Source organism: Streptomyces sp. NPDC060232 (assembly GCF_042726555.1).
Taxonomy (GTDB): Bacteria; Actinomycetota; Actinomycetes; order Streptomycetales; family Streptomycetaceae; genus Streptomyces.
Map to the genome: position 1 here is coordinate 101,307 of NZ_JBHXAG010000003.1, position 17,744 is coordinate 119,050.

Below are 17,744 nucleotides of genomic sequence, written 5' to 3' on the forward strand. Positions count from 1 at the left end.
CGTCCTGGGGGTTTCCCGTCTGTCCCATCGTCTGTCCGTGTCGGGCCGGTCCCTCAAGGGCGCTCGTTCCTCGCGTCGCTTCGCGATGTCGCTGCGCTCCACCCTGACCGACCGTCCCGCCCCGGACATCCGAAAGACTGCCGGGAAGCCCCCAGAAGAACGGGCCGGGCTGTCACGAGACCGAGACGGGGCGGCCAGCGATGCGCGGGCGGAGCCAGGGGACGCGTCACATCGCTACGCGCTCCTGCCGGACGGCGTCCGCGAACCCCTGTGGCTGGGCACAAGCCGCCCCAGATCGCTACGCGCTGACGGGAAACCCCCAGAACGTCTCTGATCCCGGTCACGTGCATCCCGCCCACCGCCCCCGCTCCCGCCCTTCCGCCGACCCGGCGTGACGCCGCTTCCCCGCGGGTATCGGCCTGCACGGGAGAGGGGGCGCTGTGCACGTTGATGTGCGGGGGTTGGGGCGGGGGGTGGCCGGGGCCGGGGCGATCGTGACGCTTGCGGTGGCCGGGTGGTTGATGTGGGTGCTGCCCGGGCCGCAGATGGGCGCCGTCCTCGGCTTCGGGCCCGTGGACGGGGTCGTCTCGGTCAGCCGCTGCTACGAGGCCGCCGACGCCGAGGGCTACACGACCGGTACCGACTGCACGGGCTGGTACGCCCCCCGGCGGCCGGGGGAGGCGGCGCGCGAGATCGAGCTGGACACCGCCGCCGACGAGTACCGGCGCGGCACCGAGGTGGAGGTGCGGACGGCGAGGGGCAGGGCGTACGAGCTGTCGGGGACCGCCGTGTTCAACTTCGGCACCGCCGGCGGCCTGCTGCTCGTGCCGTTCCTGACGCTCGCTGCCTGGCTGTTCGCCTGCGCGCGCAGCGGCACGGTGCAGAACGGCGAGGGCTACTTCCTGCTGTCCCTGGTGGGCCTGTTCGCCGCTGTCGTGCTGGCAGCGGCGGCCGGGATCCTCGTCGAGATCGGGACCGCCGTCCTCTGACGGCCGGTCCCCTCGACGCCCCCGCCCCGGCTGGTGCCGCGCCGGGCAACGTTTGCCCGTCAGGAGCGGCGGCCGGTGCGGCGAGAGTGCGCGCCGGGCGTCGCGACGGGGCGAACGTTGCCTGGCGCGGCACTAGCTCTTGGCGGCCGGGCGGTACGTGCACACGTGCACGCCCGCGGGGCTGATGGCCGTGGAGGCCAGTTCGAGCGTGTGCAGGCCGCCGTCCTCCGGGAAGATCGACTTTCCGCCGCCCAGCAGCACCGGCATGATCATGAGCCGGAGTTCGTCGACGAGGCCCTCGCTCAGCAGGGTGCGTACGAGGGTCGGGCTGCCCATGACCACCAGGTCGCCGCCCGCGCCGTCGCGCAGCTCGCGGATGCGGGCGACGGCCTTGGCGCCGTCGATGCGCGTGGTGTTGTTCCAGGTCAGTTCGTCATCACCCAAGGTGTCGGACACGACGTACTTCGGGAGGGCGTTCATCCGGTCCGCGAAGGGGTCGCCGGCCCGCTCGGGCCAGGCCGCGGCCATGGTCTGCCAGGTGCGGCGCCCGAAGAGCAGCGCCTCGGCCTTCTCCAGGGCCTCGGTGAAGGAGCCGCCGACGACCTCCGGGTCGAAGAAGGGCTGCGACCAGCCGCCGTGGGCGAAGGCACCGTCGTTGTCCTCGCCCTGGCCGCCCGGGGCCTGCACGACGCCGTCGAGGCTGATGAATTCGGTGATGACGATGCGCATGGGGTTCGTTCCTCTTCCGTCCGGGTCGGTGGTTACGCAACTTAGACCGGCGGGCCCGGCGGAACGCATCGGTTCCCGCGGCCCTGCTTGGGTGATCTGGGTCACACCGCCGTGTGCGGGTCGTGTGGGACGCCTGGAACGCTTCGGGGGCCTGTGGTGACGGCCGCCGGATGGGCGGCAGTCGCGGGGGCGTAGGCGTGTTCGGCCATTCGAGCGCAGGGGATCTGGCTGGAAATGCGTTGTCATCAGGCCATATCGGGCGCAGAGTTGACAGTGTTGTCCGTTCTGTCGTCAGACCCTGGTGAAGGCGAGACGAATGGTGCGTCACATCTGCCGGGCGCACGGCGAGTCGGGTCGGAATACCTGATAGACAGTGGATATTCACGGTCACTCCGGCCGTACACATCTGAACGGCTCCTTGGGGGGATTGCCGCACTGTGAAGCCGCTTCACCGCCACATCGTCAACACCTCGCGCAAGGTCCTGTGCACGGCCGCGCTCGCGGCCAGCCTGACCACTGCCGCGGTCGTGTCCACTCCGTCGACCGCGGATGCGGGAGAGTCCGAACCGACCCCGGACAGTCCGCAGGCCACCGATCGCGGTGACGCCCGGCTGGACCTGCCGGACATCGTCGCCGACCCGCCGCCCGCCGCAGGCGCGGGTACGGGCACGCAGGAGGGCGCCAGCGGGATACCCGCGACCGCCCTCGACGCCTACAACCGTGCCGAGGTCGCCGTGGCGGCCGCGCTCCCCAACTGCAAGCTGCCCTGGCAACTGCTCGCGGGCATCGGCCGGGTCGAGTCCGTCCACGCCTCCGGCTACGGCCTCAAGGCCGACGGCTACACCGAGAAGCCGATCCGCGGCCCGCGCCTCGACGGCAACGGCTTCGCCGAGATCCGCGACACCGACCGGGGCGAGTTCGACGCGGACGTGGTCTACGACCGCGCCGTCGGCCCCATGCAGTTCATTCCGTCGACCTGGGCCACCTGGGGCGCCGACGGCAACGGCGACGCCAAGCGCGACCCCAACAACATCTACGACGCGGCGCTGGGCGCCGGCCTGTACCTGTGCGCGGGCGACCGGAACCTGGCCGTGGCCGCCGAGCTCGACAAGGCCATCCTCAGCTACAACAACTCCCGCGAGTACGTGAACACCGTGCTCGGCTACATGCGCCAGTACCAGCAGGGCGCCACCGAGGTGGCAAACCCGCCCGTCGGGAACTACCCGCCCGCGCAGCCGGGCACCCTGCCCACGCCCCGCCCGCAGAACTCGGTCACGCCGACGCCGAACCCCAAGCCGACGCCGACGCCGACGCCGACCCCCAAGCCGACCCCCACGCCGACCCCCACGCCGACGCCGACCCCGACGCCCACCCCGACCCCGGAGAAGCCGGCCCCGCACCTGCAGGACCTGGCGGTGCTCGACGGTCCCGGCCTCACCGCCGAGACGGGCGCGGCCTTCACCGTGGTCCCGCGGGTCAAGCTGCTCCTCAGCGACGGCAAGCCCGCCGCCGACCGGGAAGTGATCTTCGCGGTCGAGGAGGACGCCACCGGCACCCTCTTCGGGACGGCGAAGTCCCTGGTGGTCAAGACGGGCGCCGACGGCATCGCCGCCGCGCCCGGCCTGAAGGCCGGCGCCACGGCGGGCACCTTCACCCTGCGCGTCTCGGCCTACGACACCACGAGCCGGCTCACCGTGAACTTCGCGGGCAAGGTCACGGCTCCGGCCGCCGACCTGCTCGCCCGCCCGAACGGCTCGAAGCCGCCGACGGCGGTCGCCGGTCAGAGCATCAAGGGCATCGAGGTCCGGGCCACGGCCAAGGGCAAGGCCGTCGCGGTGTCCGGTGTCGTCGCGGGCTTCGGCCAGGTGAAGGATGGCACGTGGGTGCCGGCCGACCCGGCGACCGCGAAGGGCCCGTACTTCAAGGACGAGACCGGCAAGAAGGTCTTCAGCCTCACCCTCCCGGAGACCGCCGCCGACGGCCGGATCGTCCTGCCGGAGCTCTTCACGGACGCGGACCTCGCCCCGGACACCTACCAGCTCCGTCTGGTCACCCCGGAGGGCGTGACCCTGATCATCGACATCGAGATCACGGCCCCCGCCCCGGCCGCCACCCCGAAGTAACCCGCTCCACACCCTTCGGGCCCGCACCGTCCACACGGTGCGGGCCCGAGGTCTTCTCCGTCCCCGCCGGCGGGAGGGAAAAGGCAGGAGCCCTGCCGCTCTGCTGGCGCAGAGGGGGCAGGGCTCCTTGGGTACTGCTTTTCCAACCCGCGATGAGGTTGGCCCTGGCGACTAGGCCGGGGTGACGTTCTCCGCCTGCGGGCCCTTCGGACCCTGCGTGACGTCGAAGTTGACCTGCTGGTTCTCCTCAAGGGAGCGGAAGCCAGAGGCGTTGATCGCGGAGTAGTGGACGAAGACATCCGGGCCGCCGCCGTCCTGGGCGATGAAGCCGAAGCCCTTTTCAGCGTTGAACCACTTCACGGTTCCGGTAGCCATGAGCCCTCCTATGGGCCAAAGGGTCGCCCTGCTCCAGAACCTGCTAAGAAGTCTGAAAACTACAAAAGCCTGCGGGTCACATTCTCCGCAGGCCTCGTACTGCAAGGGAAACCAAACTGCAACTTGCGGCGAGCCTAGCACGCACCATGCGGCCGAGACCAGAGGGAAAGATCACGTCACCCGGACGTTTGAGACCCGCCTCAAGGCTGACGCAGACCGTGGGACTAGTCTCGCGATGTGGACGTCTACCGCAGCCGGCCCCGCGTCGGCCACATTCAGTTCCTGAACTGCCTGCCCCTCTACTGGGGGCTCGCCAGAACCGGCACGCTGCTGGACCTGGAGCTGACCAAGGACACCCCCGAGAAGCTCAGCCAGAGGCTGGTCGACGGGGAGCTGGACATCGCCCCGATCACCCTCGTCGAATTCCTCCGCAACGCCGACCGGCTCGTCGCCTTCCCCGATCTCGCGGTCGGCTGCGACGGCCCCGTGATGTCCTGCGTGATCGTCTCGCAGGTCCCGCTGGAGCAGCTCGACGGAGCCCGCGTCGCCCTCGGCTCGACCTCCCGTACGTCCGTACGCCTGGCCCAGCTACTGCTCTCCGAGCAGTACGGGGTACGGCCCGACTACTACACCTGCCCGCCCGACCTGGGCTTGATGATGCAGGAGGCCGACGCCGCCGTGCTGATCGGCGACGCCGCGCTGCGGGCCTCGCTCCACGACGCGCCCCGGCTCGGACTGACCGTCCACGACCTCGGGCACATGTGGAAGGAGTGGACCGGACTGCCGTTCGTCTTCGCCGTCTGGGCCGCCCGCAAGGACTACCTCGCCCGGGAGCCCGCCGTCGTGCACAAGGTCCACGAGGCCTTCCTCGCCTCCCGTGACCTCTCCCTCGAAGAGGTCACCAAGGTCGCCGAGCAGGCGGCCCGCTGGGAGGCCTTCGACGCGGAGCTGCTGGAGCGGTACTTCACCACGCTCGACTTCCGCTTCGGACCCGACCAGCTCGCCGGCGTAAGGGAATTCGCCCGGCGGACCGGACCGACGACGGGGTATCCCGCGGATGTGTCCGTGGAGCTGCTGAGCGCGATGGTCCAGGAGTGCTGACCGGGTTTACCGCCGGGTAGATCCAAAGCGCCCGGCAGGTGAATGCCCGGTTTCCCGGGAATTCCCGTCCTTTCCGCATTTCTCCGCCGGGCGGGGGAAATGCAAAAGGATGGCGGCGCGCCCTGACCATCCCCGGACGCCCCGGGCTCACCGACCCCGATCCGCCGGGCACCCCCTAGGCTGCTGCTCGGCCGGGTGCCACAAGACGCCCGGGATCACGGGGAATTGGGGGGCGCGATGCAGCCGCTGGAAGCCGGTGAGCCGCGGACCATCGGCGCGTACCGGTTGCTCGGCCGACTCGGCGCGGGCGGCATGGGCCGGGTCTACCTGGGACGCAGCGCGGGCGGCCGGACCGTCGCCGTCAAGATCGTGCACCCGCACTTCGCCTCCGACGAGGAGTTCCGGGCCCGGTTCCGCCGCGAGGTCGAGGCGGCCCGGCGAGTCGGGGGCGAGTGGACCGCGCCGGTCCTGGACGCCGACCCGGAGGCCGCGGTCCCGTGGGTGGCCACCGGCTACGTGGCGGGCCCCTCCCTGGACCGCGCGCTCGCCGCCCACGGGCCGCTCCCCGAGGCGTCCGTACGGGCCGTCGGCGCGGGACTGGCACGGGCCCTGGTGGCCGTGCACGGCCTGGGCCTGGTCCACCGGGACGTCAAGCCGTCGAACGTGATGCTCACCCTCGACGGGCCGCGGCTGATCGACTTCGGGATCGCGCGGGCCACGGACGGCACCGCCTCGCTCACCTCCACCGGCGTCTCCATCGGCTCGCCCGGCTACATGTCGCCCGAGCAGATCCTCGGCAAGGGGGTCACCGGGGCGGCCGACGTGTTCTCGCTCGGCGCGGTCATGGCCTACGCGGCGACCGGCCGGCCGCCCTTCACCGGGGACAACTCCGCCACCCTCCTCTACAAGGTGGTCCACGAGCCGCCCGAACTCGGCGGGCTCCCGGCCGGGGAGCTGCGCGACCTGATCGCGGCCTGCCTGGCCAAGACGGCCGCCGACCGGCCCGCGCCCGAGGCGGTCGCCGCCGCCCTCGGCGGGGCGCTCGGCGCCCCCGGCTGGCTCCCGGCACCCCTGGTCGAGGAGGCCAGCCGGGCCGCGGTGGCGCTGCTGGACCTGGACGCCGAGCCCGCCGAGGACGGTCCGGGTGCGGGTGCGGGTGCGGGTGCGGGTGCGGGTGCGGGTGCGGGTCCAGGTGCGGGTCCGGCCGGGGCCGGGGTCGCTGCCGCCCCGGAGGCCGCCTCGGGCCCGGTCCCGTTCACCGCCGGGTCCTACGGCCCCGCCGGTGGCGGCTTCGGGGCGCCGGACCCCTCGTACGGCAACCAGGGCTCGTACGGGAGCCAGGGCGCGGGCTCCCCGTACGCCGCCCAGGCCGCGGGCCCGTACGGCCGTCCCACCGAGACCGCGGGCGGGGCCCCCGGAGCCGGCGGCGCGGTGCCGCAGCCGCGGAGCGCGGCTGACGGGCGGCAGGTCACCGTGAGCGCCGCGGGGCGCCGGTTCAGCTGCACCGTCGTACTGGCCGCGGCGGCCGTCCTCGCGGTGCTGTCCGGCGGGATCTACTTCCTGGACCTGCTCCCGGGCCGGGGCGGCGACCAGCGGGACCTGGCCGACGTCGGCGCCAGGCCTTCCGCCTCCTCGCCCGCCCCGGGCGCCTCGGCACCCTCGGCCGAGGCCACCGGTGCGGGTTCCGCGTCGCCGTCCGGGAGCCGTAGCGACGTCCCCAAGGAACTCATCGGCACGTGGAAGGGCACGGTCACCACCGCCCGCGCCGGGCTCTCCACCGAGTTCGAGATCACCATCAAGGCCGGCAGGGTCGGTGAGGTCGTCGGCCGGGACAAGTCGATCCTCCCGCTCTTCGGGACCGACTGCAGCGGGGACTGGAAGCTGGCCTCCGCCACCGACCGCTCGCTCGTCCTGGACACCTCGGGCGGCCCCAACCCCGCGCCCGGTGTGTGCTCCAACGGGTCCGCCGACGAGCGCTTCACCCTCGACTCCAACGGAACGCTCCACTACAAGTCGGGCGACGCCCCGGCCGGGAACCCCGAAGGAGACCTCACCCGCAGCCCCTGAAAACCCCCGCCAGGGGCTGGCGTAGGCTGGATCGGTCCGGACCTTGACACAGACACACCGCCGAAAGGTGACTCCCGGTGACCGACCAGGCCGTTCTCCAGTCTGTCCTCGACCGCGCCGCAGCGGGGGGCCGGATCACCAGGGAAGAGGCGCTCGACCTCTACCGCCACGCGCCGCTGCACGCGCTCGGCCAGGCGGCCGACGCGGTGCGCCGCCGCCGCTACGCCGGCACCGAGCACATCGCGACGTACATCATCGAGCGGAACATCAACTACACGAACGTGTGCGTCACGGCGTGCAAGTTCTGCGCCTTCTACGCGGCCCCCAAGGACACGAAGAAGGGCTGGTCCCGCGACCTCGACGACATCCTGCGCCGCTGCGCGGAGACCGTCGAGCTCGGCGGCACGCAGATCATGTTCCAGGGCGGGCACCACCCGGACTACGGCGTCGAGTACTACGAGCACCACTTCTCCGCCATCAAGAAGGCGTTCCCGCAGCTGGTCATCCACTCCCTCGGCGCGTCCGAGGTCGAGCACATGGCCCGCATCTCGGGCGTCTCGGCCGAGGAGGCGATCCAGCGCATCCACGCGGCCGGCCTCGACTCCTTCGCGGGCGCCGGCGCCGAGCTGCTGCCGGCCCGGCCGCGCAAGGCGATCGCCCCGCTCAAGGAGTCCGGCGAGCGCTGGCTGGAGATCATGGAGATCGCCCACAGGCTGGGCGTGGAGTCCACCTCCACCATGCTGATGGGCACCGGCGAGACCAACGCCGAGCGCATCGAGCACATCGCGATGATCCGGGACACGCAGGACCGCACGGGCGGCTTCCGCGCCTTCATCCCGTACACGTACCAGCCCGAGAACAACCACCTCAAGGGCCGCACCCAGGCGACGATCTTCGAGTACCTGCGCATGATCGCGATCGCGCGCCTGTTCCTCGACAACATCGCCCACATCCAGGGCTCCTGGCTGACCGTCGGCAAGGAGGCGGGCCAGCTCTCGCTGCACTACGGCGCGGACGACCTCGGCTCGATCATGCTGGAGGAGAACGTCGTCTCCTCGGCCGGCGCCAAGCACCGCTCCAACCGCCAGGAGATCATCGACCTGATCCGCAAGGCGGGCCGCACGCCGGCGCAGCGCGCGACGACGTACGAGCACCTGCTGGTGCACGACGACCCGGCGAACGACCCGGCCGACGACCGCGTCGTCTCGCACATCTCCTCCACCGCCATCGAGGGCGGCACCGCGCACCCCGAGCTGAAGCTCATCTCCGCGAACTGACGCCTGGCGACACGATGCTGACGCTGCACACCGCCGAGCTCCTCGTGACCGGCCCGGGGTCCGCGCCGCTGGAGGGCGGTGCGGTCCTCGTCGACGCGGACCGGATCACCCACGTGGGCCGGTACGAGGACCTCGGCGCGGCCCACTCGCACGCCCGGGTCCGCCGCTGGCCCGGGGTGCTCACCCCGGGGCTGCTGGTGCGCGGTGCGGACGAGCTGCTGGAGCGGACGTACTACCCGGACGACCCGTACGAGGTCACCGAGCTCGGCGCCGACCCGATCAGCGGCGAGGCGGCGCTGGACGCCCTGAAGCTGACCGAGGCGCGGTGGGGCAACAGCGCCCGGCGCGGCACGCAGCGGCTGCTGGCCCGCGGGGTGGTGGCGGTGTGCGGCCGCTTCACCGTCCCGGCGGTGCGCACCGCGGTGTCCCGCTCGGGGCTCACGATCCTGCCGCCGGCGCCCTACGAGGGGCGGCCGGCCCTGGATCCCTTCGCGGGCCGGGAGTCGGCGGCGGAGGCCTTCCACGGGGTGCTGGAGCCGGGTGCCGCGGCGCGGTTCGCGGTGTTCGCGGTGGCGGACGAGGCCGAGCTGCCGGCGCGGGGCGCGACCACGTGCGTGGCCACGGTCATCGGGGGACGGCTGCTGCACCGCCGCCGCTGAGCCCGTCGTCGCAGAGTCCGTCGTCGCAGAGTCCGTCGCCGGAGGGTGCTTGCCCGCAGGGCGGGAGGTCGGCCGGTCTGCCGCCCTCCCGGGCGAGGGCGGCCAGCAGGCAGGCCTGGAGGCGGCTGATCCCGCCGAGCTTGGCCCGTATGTTCACGACGTGGAACTTGACCGTGCTGACGGACAGTTGGAGCTCCCCGGCGAGTTCCCGGTTGGAGGCGCCGGTGGCCAGGCACAGGAACACCGCGGACTCCTGCTCGGTCAGCAGCGCTTCGAACGACCGGTCCCCGTGCTGCGCCGGCGGCCCGTCCGGCTCCTCGTACGAGGGGAACCACGCAGGGACGCTGAAGCTGACGACGCGCACGGTTCCACTCCTCGATCCCCCCGGGCGGCCCCTCTGGCGGCCGTCCTTTCCCTAGAGGACGGACGGACCCGACAGATAGGTTCCGTTCGCGTCGAACGGCCAGGCATTGGACTTGCATCCGCTCAGGCCCTTGATCTGCTGCATCATCGCCGGCGCGGGCTTTCCGGGGCCCGGGCAGCCCTCGTGGCCGCGGCCGATCTCGTGCCCGACCTCGTGGTTGACGATCAGCGCCCGGTACTCCTCCACGGAACCGCTGAACTGCGGCGAACCCTCCTTCCAGCGCTTGAGGTTCACCACCACGGTGTGGCCGACCCGGCAGTTGGTCTCGCCGATGAGCTCCGGGGTGACCACGTCGCACAGGACGTCGGCGGTCTTGGGGGTGGCGATCTTGACGGTGAAGTCCACCGGCTGGCCCGCTCCCACGAGCTGGAAGCCGTACTGCGGGTCCCTGGTCCAGCCGCGGGGGTCCCCGAGGATCGCCTCGACGGAGCGGGCGGCCGCCTCCGGGTCGACCCCGCTGCCCTCCTCGACCTCCAGCCGCCAGCGCCGTGTCGTCCCCTTGCCCTGCGCGCTGCCGGAAGCGGACGACCCGGAGAAGGTGCCGGGCTTGCCCGGCGTCGCGGTGGCGCCGGTGGACGCCGAGGGCGAGCCCGCGGGCTGCTGCGAGGGGGCGGCGGGGGACGGCGCGGCCTCGGGGGACTTCGCGCCGCCCTGCGGGAGCGGATTGCCCGCGGCGTCGGTGCCCTCCCCGTCCGGTGCGTCCGGCCGGGCGGCGGTGCGGCCCTCGGCGGTCGTGGTCGTGTCGTCCTCGGGCAGCAGCGCGTAGGCGGTCGCCGAGACGGCGACCAGCGCCGCCGAACCGAGGAGGATCGTGCGCCGCAGCCGCCTGCGCCGTTCGGCCCGGCGCCTGGCGCGCGGGCCGTCACGGCGGGAACGACCGGTGGAATGGCCTGCCGGCATCGTGAAGCTTCCTGTTCGCGGCGGCCACTGCCGGACCCGCCCACGGTTTGCGGTCCTGATCCGGTGGGTGACCCTCACCGGGCCGCACCCTGGCAGTCAACGCGCATGCGGCGTCGAAGCGTAACTGTCCTTCGGAACAGTTCTACGGTCGGGTACGCAACCTGCACGGCACGGTACGGCGGAGCCCGCGCCCTCCGGGTCGGCCCGGCCTGAGAGGATGGGACCGTACCCGCCGATCCGCATCGCAACACGAGGGGCGAACGCCAGTGACAAGGGCCTCCCTGGACAAGCAGCCGCACGAAGTCGCCTCCATGTTCGACAGGGTCGCGGCGAACTACGACCTGACCAACGACGTCCTCTCCCTCGGGCAGGACAGGGTGTGGCGCAAGGAGGTCGCCAAGGCGGTCGGCGCGCGCCCCGGGCAGAAGATCCTCGACCTGGCCGCCGGTACGGCGACCTCCTCGCTGCCCTTCGCCGCGACCGGCGCGTACGTCGTCCCGTGCGACTTCTCGCTCGGCATGCTCATGGAGGGCAAGAAGCGGAACTCCTGGCTTCCGCTGACCGCCGGGGACGCGACGAAGCTGCCGTTCAAGGACGACGTCTTCGACACCGTGACGATCTCCTTCGGCCTGCGCAACGTCCAGGACACCGACGCCGCCCTGCGCGAGCTGTACCGGGTGACCAAGCCCGGCGGCCAGGTCGTGATCTGCGAGTTCTCGCAGCCCACCTGGGCGCCCTTCCGGACCGTCTACACCGAGTACCTGATGCGCGCGCTGCCGCCCGTCGCCCGCGCGGTGTCGTCCAACCCCGACGCGTACGTGTACCTCGCCGAGTCCATCCGCGAATGGCCCGACCAGCCGGCGCTGGCCGCCCTGCTGCAGAAGGCCGGCTGGTCCAAGGTCGCCTGGCGCAACCTCAGCGGCGGCATCGTCGCGCTGCACAGAGGAACCAAGGGCTGACCGCCGTGTCCGACGCTGTGCCCACGGATTACGGCCCCCTGCTGGAGCGGATCGCCGCCGACGTCGCCCCGCTGCTGGGCAGCGGCACGCCCGCCGAGTACATCCCGGCGCTCGCGGCCGTGGACAGAAGACAGTTCGGGATGGCCGTCGCCGATCTCGACGGCAACGTCTTCGGGGTGGGGGACTGGCAGGTGCCCTTCTCCGCCCAGTCGATCACCAAGGTGTTCGCGCTGGCCCTGGCGTTGGCCGGGGGCGGCGACAGCCTGTGGGAGCGGGTCGGCCGGGAGCCCTCGGGCAACCCGTTCAACTCGCTCGTACAGCTGGAGTACGAAAACGGCATTCCACGCAATCCGTTCATCAATGCGGGCGCCCTCGTGGTCACCGACCGGCTCCAGACCCTGACGGGCGACGCGAGCAGCGAAGTGCTGGAGTTCCTGCGGCAGGAGAGCCAGAACCCCGACATAGCCTTCGACGCCGAGGTCGCCGCCTCCGAGCAGGAGCACGGGGACCGCAACGCCGCCGTCGCCCACTTCATGGCCTCGTACGGGAACATCGACAATCCGGTGCCCGCGCTGCTGGAGCACTACTTCTGGCAGTGCTCCATCGAGATGACCTGCGCCGACCTGGCGCGTGCCGGGCGCTTCCTGGCCCGGCACGGGCTGCGCGCGGACGGCTCGCGGCTGCTGACGCGCAGCGAGGCCAAGCAGGTCAACGCCGTGATGATGACCTGCGGGACGTACGACGCGGCGGGCGAGTTCGCCTACCGGGTGGGGCTGCCCGGCAAGAGCGGGGTGGGCGGCGGGATCGTCGCCGTCGTCCCGGGGCGGTGCACACTCGCCGTGTGGAGCCCGGGGCTGGACGCCCGGGGCAACTCGGTGGCGGGTGTCGCGGCGCTGGACCGCTTCACGACCCTGACGGGCCTGTCCGTCTTCTGATCCCCGCGGCCTGGGCCTTCTGATCCCCGTGGTCCCGGCGACCGCGATGCCGGCACGGCACGCAGCCGCCGGCATCGCGGTGCCGCGTGCCTCGGCCGGGACGGTCAACGGGGCCGCGGCAGGTCCCGCAGGTCCAGTACGTAGCGGCGCGCGGGATTCCCGCCCGGCGTGGTGAACTCCTCGGCCAGGGTCATGCCCAGCCGCTCCGCCACCGCCACGGAACGGGCGTTGCGGGCGTCGATCATCGCGCACACCCGGTCCAGGCCGGCCGCCCGGACGCGTGCCACGGTCGCCTCCGCGGCGGCCGTGGCATAGCCCCTGCCCCAGTGCTCCCGGCCCAGCCGCCAGCCGATCTCGACCTCCCCGACCGGGCCCCACGCCTTGTCCGCCGGCCACGGCTGGGCGCCGGTGAAGCCGACCACCGCGCCGTCCTCGTCCAGCAGCGTCCACAGGCAGTAGCCGAGCTGTGCATCGTGCATGCGCTGGCGCGCGGTGAACTCCTCGTACGCGGACAGCTCCGCGGGACCGCCGAGGAACTCCATGACGTCGGGATCGGCGAAGACCTCGTGCCAGGCGTGGGCGTCCTCGTCGGTGGGCACGCGGAGCCGCACCGCGGGGAGCGGCTGCCGGGGCGGGGAGGCCGGGGAGGTCTGCGAGGTCGGCGAGCTTGTCAACGTGGGTGGCCCTTCTGATCGCGATCTCTCTCGCTGCATAGACTGCACATGTCCGGTGCCATTGGGCACCCTTTATCGAGCCTTCGGGAGACCCCGCAGTGACCGAGCTCCTCTCCGAACACTCCGCGGACGTGATCGTCGTCGGGGCCGGGCCCGCCGGCTCGACCACCGCCTACTACCTCGCCAAGGCCGGATTGGACGTCCTGCTCCTGGAGAAGACGGCGTTCCCGCGCGAGAAGGTCTGCGGCGACGGACTGACCCCGCGCGCCACCAAGCAGCTGGTGGCGATGGGCGTCGACATCTCCGAAGAGGCCGGCTGGCTCCGCAACAAGGGCCTGCGGATCATCGGAGGCGGGCAGCGGCTCCAGCTGGACTGGCCGGAACTCGCCTCCTACCCGGACTACGGACTCGTCCGCAAGCGCGACGACTTCGACGAGATCCTCGCCCGCCAGGCGCAGAAGGCCGGCGCCCGGCTGTACGAGCGCTGCAACGTCGGCGAGCCCGTCCGCGACGCCCGCACCGGCCGCATCACGGGCGTGCAGGCGAAGCTGGGCGAGGAGAAGACCCCGGTCACCTTCCACGCCCCGCTGGTCGTCGCCGCCGACGGCAACTCCTCCCGGCTGTCCCTGGCGATGGGCCTGCACCGGCGCGAGGACCGCCCGATGGGCGTCGCGGTGCGCACGTACTTCACCTCGCCGCGGCACGACGACGACTACCTGGAGTCCTGGCTGGAGCTGTGGGACCGGCGCGGCCCGCAGGACCGGCTGCTGCCCGGCTACGGCTGGATCTTCGGCATGGGCGACGGCACCTCCAACGTCGGCCTCGGCATCCTCAACTCCTCCTCCGCCTTCAAGGAGCTGGACTGGCGCGAGGTCCTCAAAGCCTGGTGCGCCTCGATGCCGGAGGACTGGGGCTACACCCCGGAGAACATGACGCAGCCGATCCGCGGCGCGGCCCTGCCGATGGCCTTCAACCGGCAGCCGCACTACACCAAGGGCCTGCTGCTGGTCGGTGACGCGGGCGGCCTCGTCAACCCGTTCAACGGCGAGGGCATCGCCTACGCCATGGAGTCCGGCCAGATCGCGGCGGACGTCATCGTGCAGGCGCAGGCCCGGTCCACCCCGGCGCAGCGCGAGCTGGCGCTGCACAACTACCCGAAGGTGCTCAAGGAGACCTACGGCGGCTACTACACGCTGGGCCGCGCCTTCGTGAAGCTGATCGGCAACCCGAAGGTCATGAAGGTCGCCACCCAGCGCGGGCTGACCCACCCGCTGCTGATGAAGTTCACCCTGAAGATGCTGGCCAACCTGACCGACCCGGCGGGCGGCGACGCCATGGACCGGATCATCAACGGCCTCTCGAAGGTGGCTCCGAAGGCCTGACGAGGCCTGACGACGGCCTGACCAAGACCTGACGACGTCCCGACGGCCGGCTACGGACGGCGGTCCCGGATCCCCCGGCCCTCAGGGTCGGGGGATCCGTGCACGGTGCGCACGCACCGGGCGAGCAGGACCAGGCCGCACACCAGCAGCGCGCCCGACACGGTCCAGCCGGCGGCCAGCAGAAGGGTGTGCCCCGGCTTCTGCCAGGGGCGTGCGGTGTTCAGCAGCCAGCCCCCGACGGCGAGGAGCCCGAGCCCGAGGGCGGCCCGGACCGCGGTCGGGTCGCCGGCCTCGTGGTGCTCGTACGGCTGTGTGCCCACGGGACCACCACCTCCAGGGTCTGACGCTCGGGGCTTGCGCCGCCATTTTCGCAGGACCCGGCAGTCCCGGCGCCGCCCGCCCGACCGACTGCCCGCCCGAAGGACTGGACGCCTGCCGTCGACGAGGCGCACAACGGGCAACGGCCGTAGGGCCGGTACTCCACCCCCGAGCGGGGGAGTACCGGCCCTGCGGCCGTGTGCGGGTGCCGTGGCCCGAGCGGGGCTCGGGGGCGGGCTCAGAGGACGCGGACGGCGCCCGTCGGCTTGTCGTAGCTCAGGTTGCGCTCGACGATGCCCGTGCTGGGGTTCTGCGCACCGACGAACTTGCCGCCGCCCACGTAGATGGCGACGTGGTACGCGCTGCCCTTGGAGCCCCAGTACAGGATGTCGCCCGGCTGAAGGGCGTTCAGGGAGACCGACGTGCCGGCCGAGGACTGCGCCTGGGACATGCGCGGCAGGGAGATGCCGGCCTGGCGGTAGGCGGCCTGGACGAGGCCGGAGCAGTCGAAGGAGGACGGGCCGGTGCCACCCATGACGTAGGCCTTGCCGACCTGCGCGCGGGCGAAGTTGACGATGGCGGCGGCGGAGCCGGTCGCCGGGGCCGACACGGTGCCGGTGCCCTGGGGGGCCTTCGCGGGGGCCGAGGCGGTCTTGAGGGAGGTGCGCTCGGAGTCGCGGGTGGCGCGCTCGGCCTCGGCCTTGCGGTCCGCCTCCTCCTTCGCCTTCTTCTCGGCGGCCTTCTGGGCCGTTTCCTTGGCCTGCTTCGCCTCGGCGGCGGCGCCGGTGCGGGCGCTCTCCTCCTGGGCGGTCAGTTCGCCTTCCACGGCGGCCAGACGGGTGTTCTCGGCGGCCGTGGTGACGGCGGAGGAGACCTCGGCCGCCAGGTCCAGGTTCAGGACCGGCATTTCGAGCGTCGTCTCGGCCACGGGCTCGGACGGGGACGCGCTCGCGGTGCCGGCCATGGCCAGGGTGCTGAGGACGCCACCGGCAACTCCGGCGCGGACCGCGAGCTTCGAGGCGCTGCGGCGGGGCTTCCGGTGGCTGGGTATGTGAGCGGTGTGGGACATGAGAACAACCGCTATCAGGGCGTCAGGGTTCCCTTCAAGAAACGTGGGGTGCGCCACAGTTGCGCGCGAAGCACGCGAACCGGGCGCGTCTCAACTCTTATTGACGCCGTAACGGGCGAAACGGACACGCCTTCACAAGGCTGTGATCATGGGGTTTCAGAATTTAGTCCGAATTGATCCGCGGACTACCATCCCTCCGCACAGATGGCCAAGCCCGCTTTCGGAACGCCTGATTCATAGTGGCGCAGGTCACAGAGGGATCACGCCATGTGGACCCTGTGGCCGGGCCGTGACCTTCCTGTGAAGCGGCCGGGGCGGCTCGTGAACGGATGCACGTACTCGGCGGCCCGCCGCACCCTCGCCTGCCCCGCGTCCACCTCCGTACGCGCGGTCTCCCCCGACCGGGGGACGCGGATTCCCATACCACCAGGGGCGCTCCCAGGCCAATTTGCCTGCACCTGCCATCGTTTGATAGAGCGATGCGCCTTCCACCTGCAGGAACGGGCTCGAATGTCACCTTTGGTGATCATGCGGCTGCTTCGCGTATGAAGATCACCACTCATCGGACTTCATGATCGTTCGTCAGGTGGTGGAGATCACAAACTCGGTGTTGTTACCCGTGTCGCAGATCACAGACGAGCAGGCATAAGATGCGCACCAGTCCGGCTTGTGAACTGCCTCACATGCAGCGCTTGATCAAGAGCGTGATCTTTCGCGAGGCGGGGCACGCGGCGCCGGCGGCGGTCCAACGGTCAAGGACGACTGGAAGGAGCGAGGAGCGTGAATGCGTACGCGCCCATCCTCGTGCTCGGCGCCCTCGGCGCAGGGTTTGCGATCTTCTCCGTGGTCATGGCCACGCTGATCGGTCCAAAAAGGTACAACCGGGCGAAGCTCGAAGCCTACGAGTGCGGCATCGAGCCGACGCCGACGCCGGCCGGCGGCGGCCGCTTCCCCATCAAGTACTACCTGACGGCGATGCTCTTCATCGTCTTCGACATCGAGGTTGTCTTCCTCTACCCCTGGGCCGTCACCTTCGACTCCCTGGGGATCTTCGGGCTCGTCGAGATGCTGCTCTTCGTGCTCACCGTCTTCGTCGCCTACGCCTACGTATGGCGGCGCGGCGGCCTGGAATGGGACTGAGGGGCTGAATTTCCCATGGGACTGGAAGAGAAGCTGCCGAGCGGCTTTCTGCTGACCACCGTCGAACAGGCCGCGGGGTGGGTGCGCAAGTCGTCCGTCTTCCCGGCGACCTTCGGCCTCGCCTGCTGCGCCATCGAGATGATGACGACCGGAGCGGGCCGGTACGACCTGGCCCGCTTCGGCATGGAGGTCTTCCGCGGCTCCCCGCGCCAGGCCGACCTGATGATCGTGGCCGGGCGGGTCAGCCAGAAGATGGCGCCGGTGCTGCGCCAGGTGTACGACCAGATGCCCGCTCCCAAATGGGTCATCTCCATGGGGGTTTGTGCATCTTCAGGCGGAATGTTCAACAACTACGCGATCGTCCAGGGCGTCGACCACATCGTCCCGGTGGACATCTACCTCCCCGGCTGCCCGCCCCGCCCCGAGATGCTGATGGACGCGATCCTCAAGCTCCACCAGAAGATCCAGGGCGGAAAGCTCGGCGTGAACCGGGAGGAAGCGGCCCGCGAGGCGGAGGCGGCGGCCCTCAAGGCGCTCCCCACCATCGAGATGAAGGGGCTGCTCCGGTGAGCGAGACCCAAGAGCCGCGCAACGGCGACGGCAGCGACGCCCCCGGCTCCGAC

The 17,744-nt window shown here is 71.5% G+C and carries 18 protein-coding genes; 11 read left to right on the forward strand and 7 right to left on the reverse strand.

Going from position 1 to position 17,744, the window contains the following annotated elements; genetic code table 11:
- The first annotated feature begins 506 nt into the window (after positions 1-506).
- The gene (locus ACFWFZ_RS06635; protein ID WP_387117618.1) at positions 507-989 is read left to right on the forward strand and encodes a hypothetical protein; all 483 of its coding nucleotides are present in this window, start codon (positions 507-509) and stop codon (positions 987-989) included.
- Between the two features lie 132 nt (positions 990-1,121).
- Here ACFWFZ_RS06635 and ACFWFZ_RS06640 read toward each other — a convergent pair whose 3' ends face one another.
- Positions 1,122-1,718, reverse strand: a complete 597-nt coding sequence (locus ACFWFZ_RS06640) for a dihydrofolate reductase family protein (protein ID WP_387117620.1) — start codon at positions 1,716-1,718, stop codon at positions 1,122-1,124.
- Positions 1,719-2,155: 437 nt separating this feature from the next.
- Between ACFWFZ_RS06640 and ACFWFZ_RS06645 the strand changes: the two genes are divergently transcribed.
- On the forward strand, positions 2,156-3,841 hold the full coding sequence (locus tag ACFWFZ_RS06645) for a lytic transglycosylase domain-containing protein (protein ID WP_387117623.1): 1,686 nt from the start codon (positions 2,156-2,158) through the stop codon (positions 3,839-3,841).
- A gap of 171 nt (positions 3,842-4,012) precedes the next feature.
- Here the strand turns inward: ACFWFZ_RS06645 and ACFWFZ_RS06650 are convergent, their stop codons facing one another.
- Positions 4,013-4,216, reverse strand: coding sequence for a cold-shock protein (locus ACFWFZ_RS06650; RefSeq protein WP_007265804.1), 204 nt, complete (start codon positions 4,214-4,216; stop codon positions 4,013-4,015).
- A gap of 237 nt (positions 4,217-4,453) precedes the next feature.
- Here ACFWFZ_RS06650 and ACFWFZ_RS06655 point away from each other — a divergent pair, with 237 nt between their 5' ends.
- The 4 genes from ACFWFZ_RS06655 to ACFWFZ_RS06670 all read left to right on the forward strand — a co-directional run bounded on the left by ACFWFZ_RS06655 (position 4,454) and on the right by ACFWFZ_RS06670 (position 9,320).
- A complete protein-coding gene (locus ACFWFZ_RS06655) occupies positions 4,454-5,317 on the forward strand; it encodes a menaquinone biosynthetic enzyme MqnA/MqnD family protein (protein WP_387117626.1) in 864 nt (287 codons plus the stop codon).
- A 237-nt stretch (positions 5,318-5,554) separates the two neighbouring features.
- Positions 5,555-7,384 (forward strand): serine/threonine-protein kinase, encoded by a 1,830-nt coding sequence (locus ACFWFZ_RS06660; RefSeq protein WP_387117629.1) that lies wholly within the window; start codon positions 5,555-5,557, stop codon positions 7,382-7,384.
- Positions 7,385-7,461: 77 nt separating this feature from the next.
- Positions 7,462-8,661, forward strand: coding sequence for a cyclic dehypoxanthinyl futalosine synthase (mqnC, locus tag ACFWFZ_RS06665; RefSeq protein WP_387117632.1), 1,200 nt, complete (start codon positions 7,462-7,464; stop codon positions 8,659-8,661).
- A 14-nt stretch (positions 8,662-8,675) separates the two neighbouring features.
- A complete protein-coding gene (locus ACFWFZ_RS06670) occupies positions 8,676-9,320 on the forward strand; it encodes a hypothetical protein (RefSeq protein ID WP_387117635.1) in 645 nt (214 codons plus the stop codon).
- Here ACFWFZ_RS06670 and ACFWFZ_RS06675 read toward each other — a convergent pair.
- Complete coding sequence (locus tag ACFWFZ_RS06675; RefSeq protein WP_387117638.1) at positions 9,286-9,684, reverse strand: response regulator transcription factor; 399 nt, start codon at positions 9,682-9,684, stop codon at positions 9,286-9,288. The two genes, ACFWFZ_RS06670 and ACFWFZ_RS06675, sit on opposite strands and share 35 nt — an antisense overlap.
- 51 nt (positions 9,685-9,735) lie before the next feature.
- On the reverse strand, positions 9,736-10,644 hold the full coding sequence (locus ACFWFZ_RS06680) for a DUF3152 domain-containing protein (RefSeq protein WP_387117641.1): 909 nt from the start codon (positions 10,642-10,644) through the stop codon (positions 9,736-9,738).
- Between the two features lie 266 nt (positions 10,645-10,910).
- Between ACFWFZ_RS06680 and ACFWFZ_RS06685 the strand changes: the two genes are divergently transcribed.
- On the forward strand, positions 10,911-11,603 hold the full coding sequence (locus ACFWFZ_RS06685) for a demethylmenaquinone methyltransferase (protein WP_387117644.1): 693 nt from the start codon (positions 10,911-10,913) through the stop codon (positions 11,601-11,603).
- A 5-nt stretch (positions 11,604-11,608) separates the two neighbouring features.
- A complete protein-coding gene (locus tag ACFWFZ_RS06690) occupies positions 11,609-12,538 on the forward strand; it encodes a glutaminase (RefSeq protein WP_387117647.1) in 930 nt (309 codons plus the stop codon).
- Between the two features lie 104 nt (positions 12,539-12,642).
- Here ACFWFZ_RS06690 and ACFWFZ_RS06695 read toward each other — a convergent pair whose 3' ends face one another.
- Positions 12,643-13,212, reverse strand: coding sequence for a GNAT family N-acetyltransferase (locus ACFWFZ_RS06695; RefSeq protein ID WP_387117650.1), 570 nt, complete (start codon positions 13,210-13,212; stop codon positions 12,643-12,645).
- A gap of 98 nt (positions 13,213-13,310) precedes the next feature.
- Here ACFWFZ_RS06695 and ACFWFZ_RS06700 point away from each other — a divergent pair, with 98 nt between their 5' ends.
- On the forward strand, positions 13,311-14,594 hold the full coding sequence (locus ACFWFZ_RS06700) for a geranylgeranyl reductase family protein (protein WP_387117653.1): 1,284 nt from the start codon (positions 13,311-13,313) through the stop codon (positions 14,592-14,594).
- Between the two features lie 50 nt (positions 14,595-14,644).
- On the opposite strand, the gene ACFWFZ_RS06705 is transcribed toward ACFWFZ_RS06700, so the two are convergent.
- The gene (locus ACFWFZ_RS06705) at positions 14,645-14,914 is read right to left on the reverse strand and encodes a hypothetical protein (protein WP_387117656.1); all 270 of its coding nucleotides are present in this window, start codon (positions 14,912-14,914) and stop codon (positions 14,645-14,647) included.
- A 236-nt stretch (positions 14,915-15,150) separates the two neighbouring features.
- The gene (locus ACFWFZ_RS06710) at positions 15,151-15,981 is read right to left on the reverse strand and encodes a C40 family peptidase (protein WP_387117658.1); all 831 of its coding nucleotides are present in this window, start codon (positions 15,979-15,981) and stop codon (positions 15,151-15,153) included.
- Positions 15,982-16,761: 780 nt separating this feature from the next.
- Between ACFWFZ_RS06710 and ACFWFZ_RS06715 the strand changes: the two genes are divergently transcribed.
- The gene (locus ACFWFZ_RS06715) at positions 16,762-17,121 is read left to right on the forward strand and encodes an NADH-quinone oxidoreductase subunit A (protein WP_030028256.1); all 360 of its coding nucleotides are present in this window, start codon (positions 16,762-16,764) and stop codon (positions 17,119-17,121) included.
- 15 nt (positions 17,122-17,136) lie between these two features.
- Positions 17,137-17,691 carry an NADH-quinone oxidoreductase subunit B family protein gene (locus tag ACFWFZ_RS06720; RefSeq protein WP_030028258.1) on the forward strand — a complete coding sequence of 185 codons (555 nt, stop codon included), beginning with the start codon at positions 17,137-17,139 and terminating at the stop codon, positions 17,689-17,691.
- The last annotated feature ends 53 nt before the right edge of the window (positions 17,692-17,744 follow it).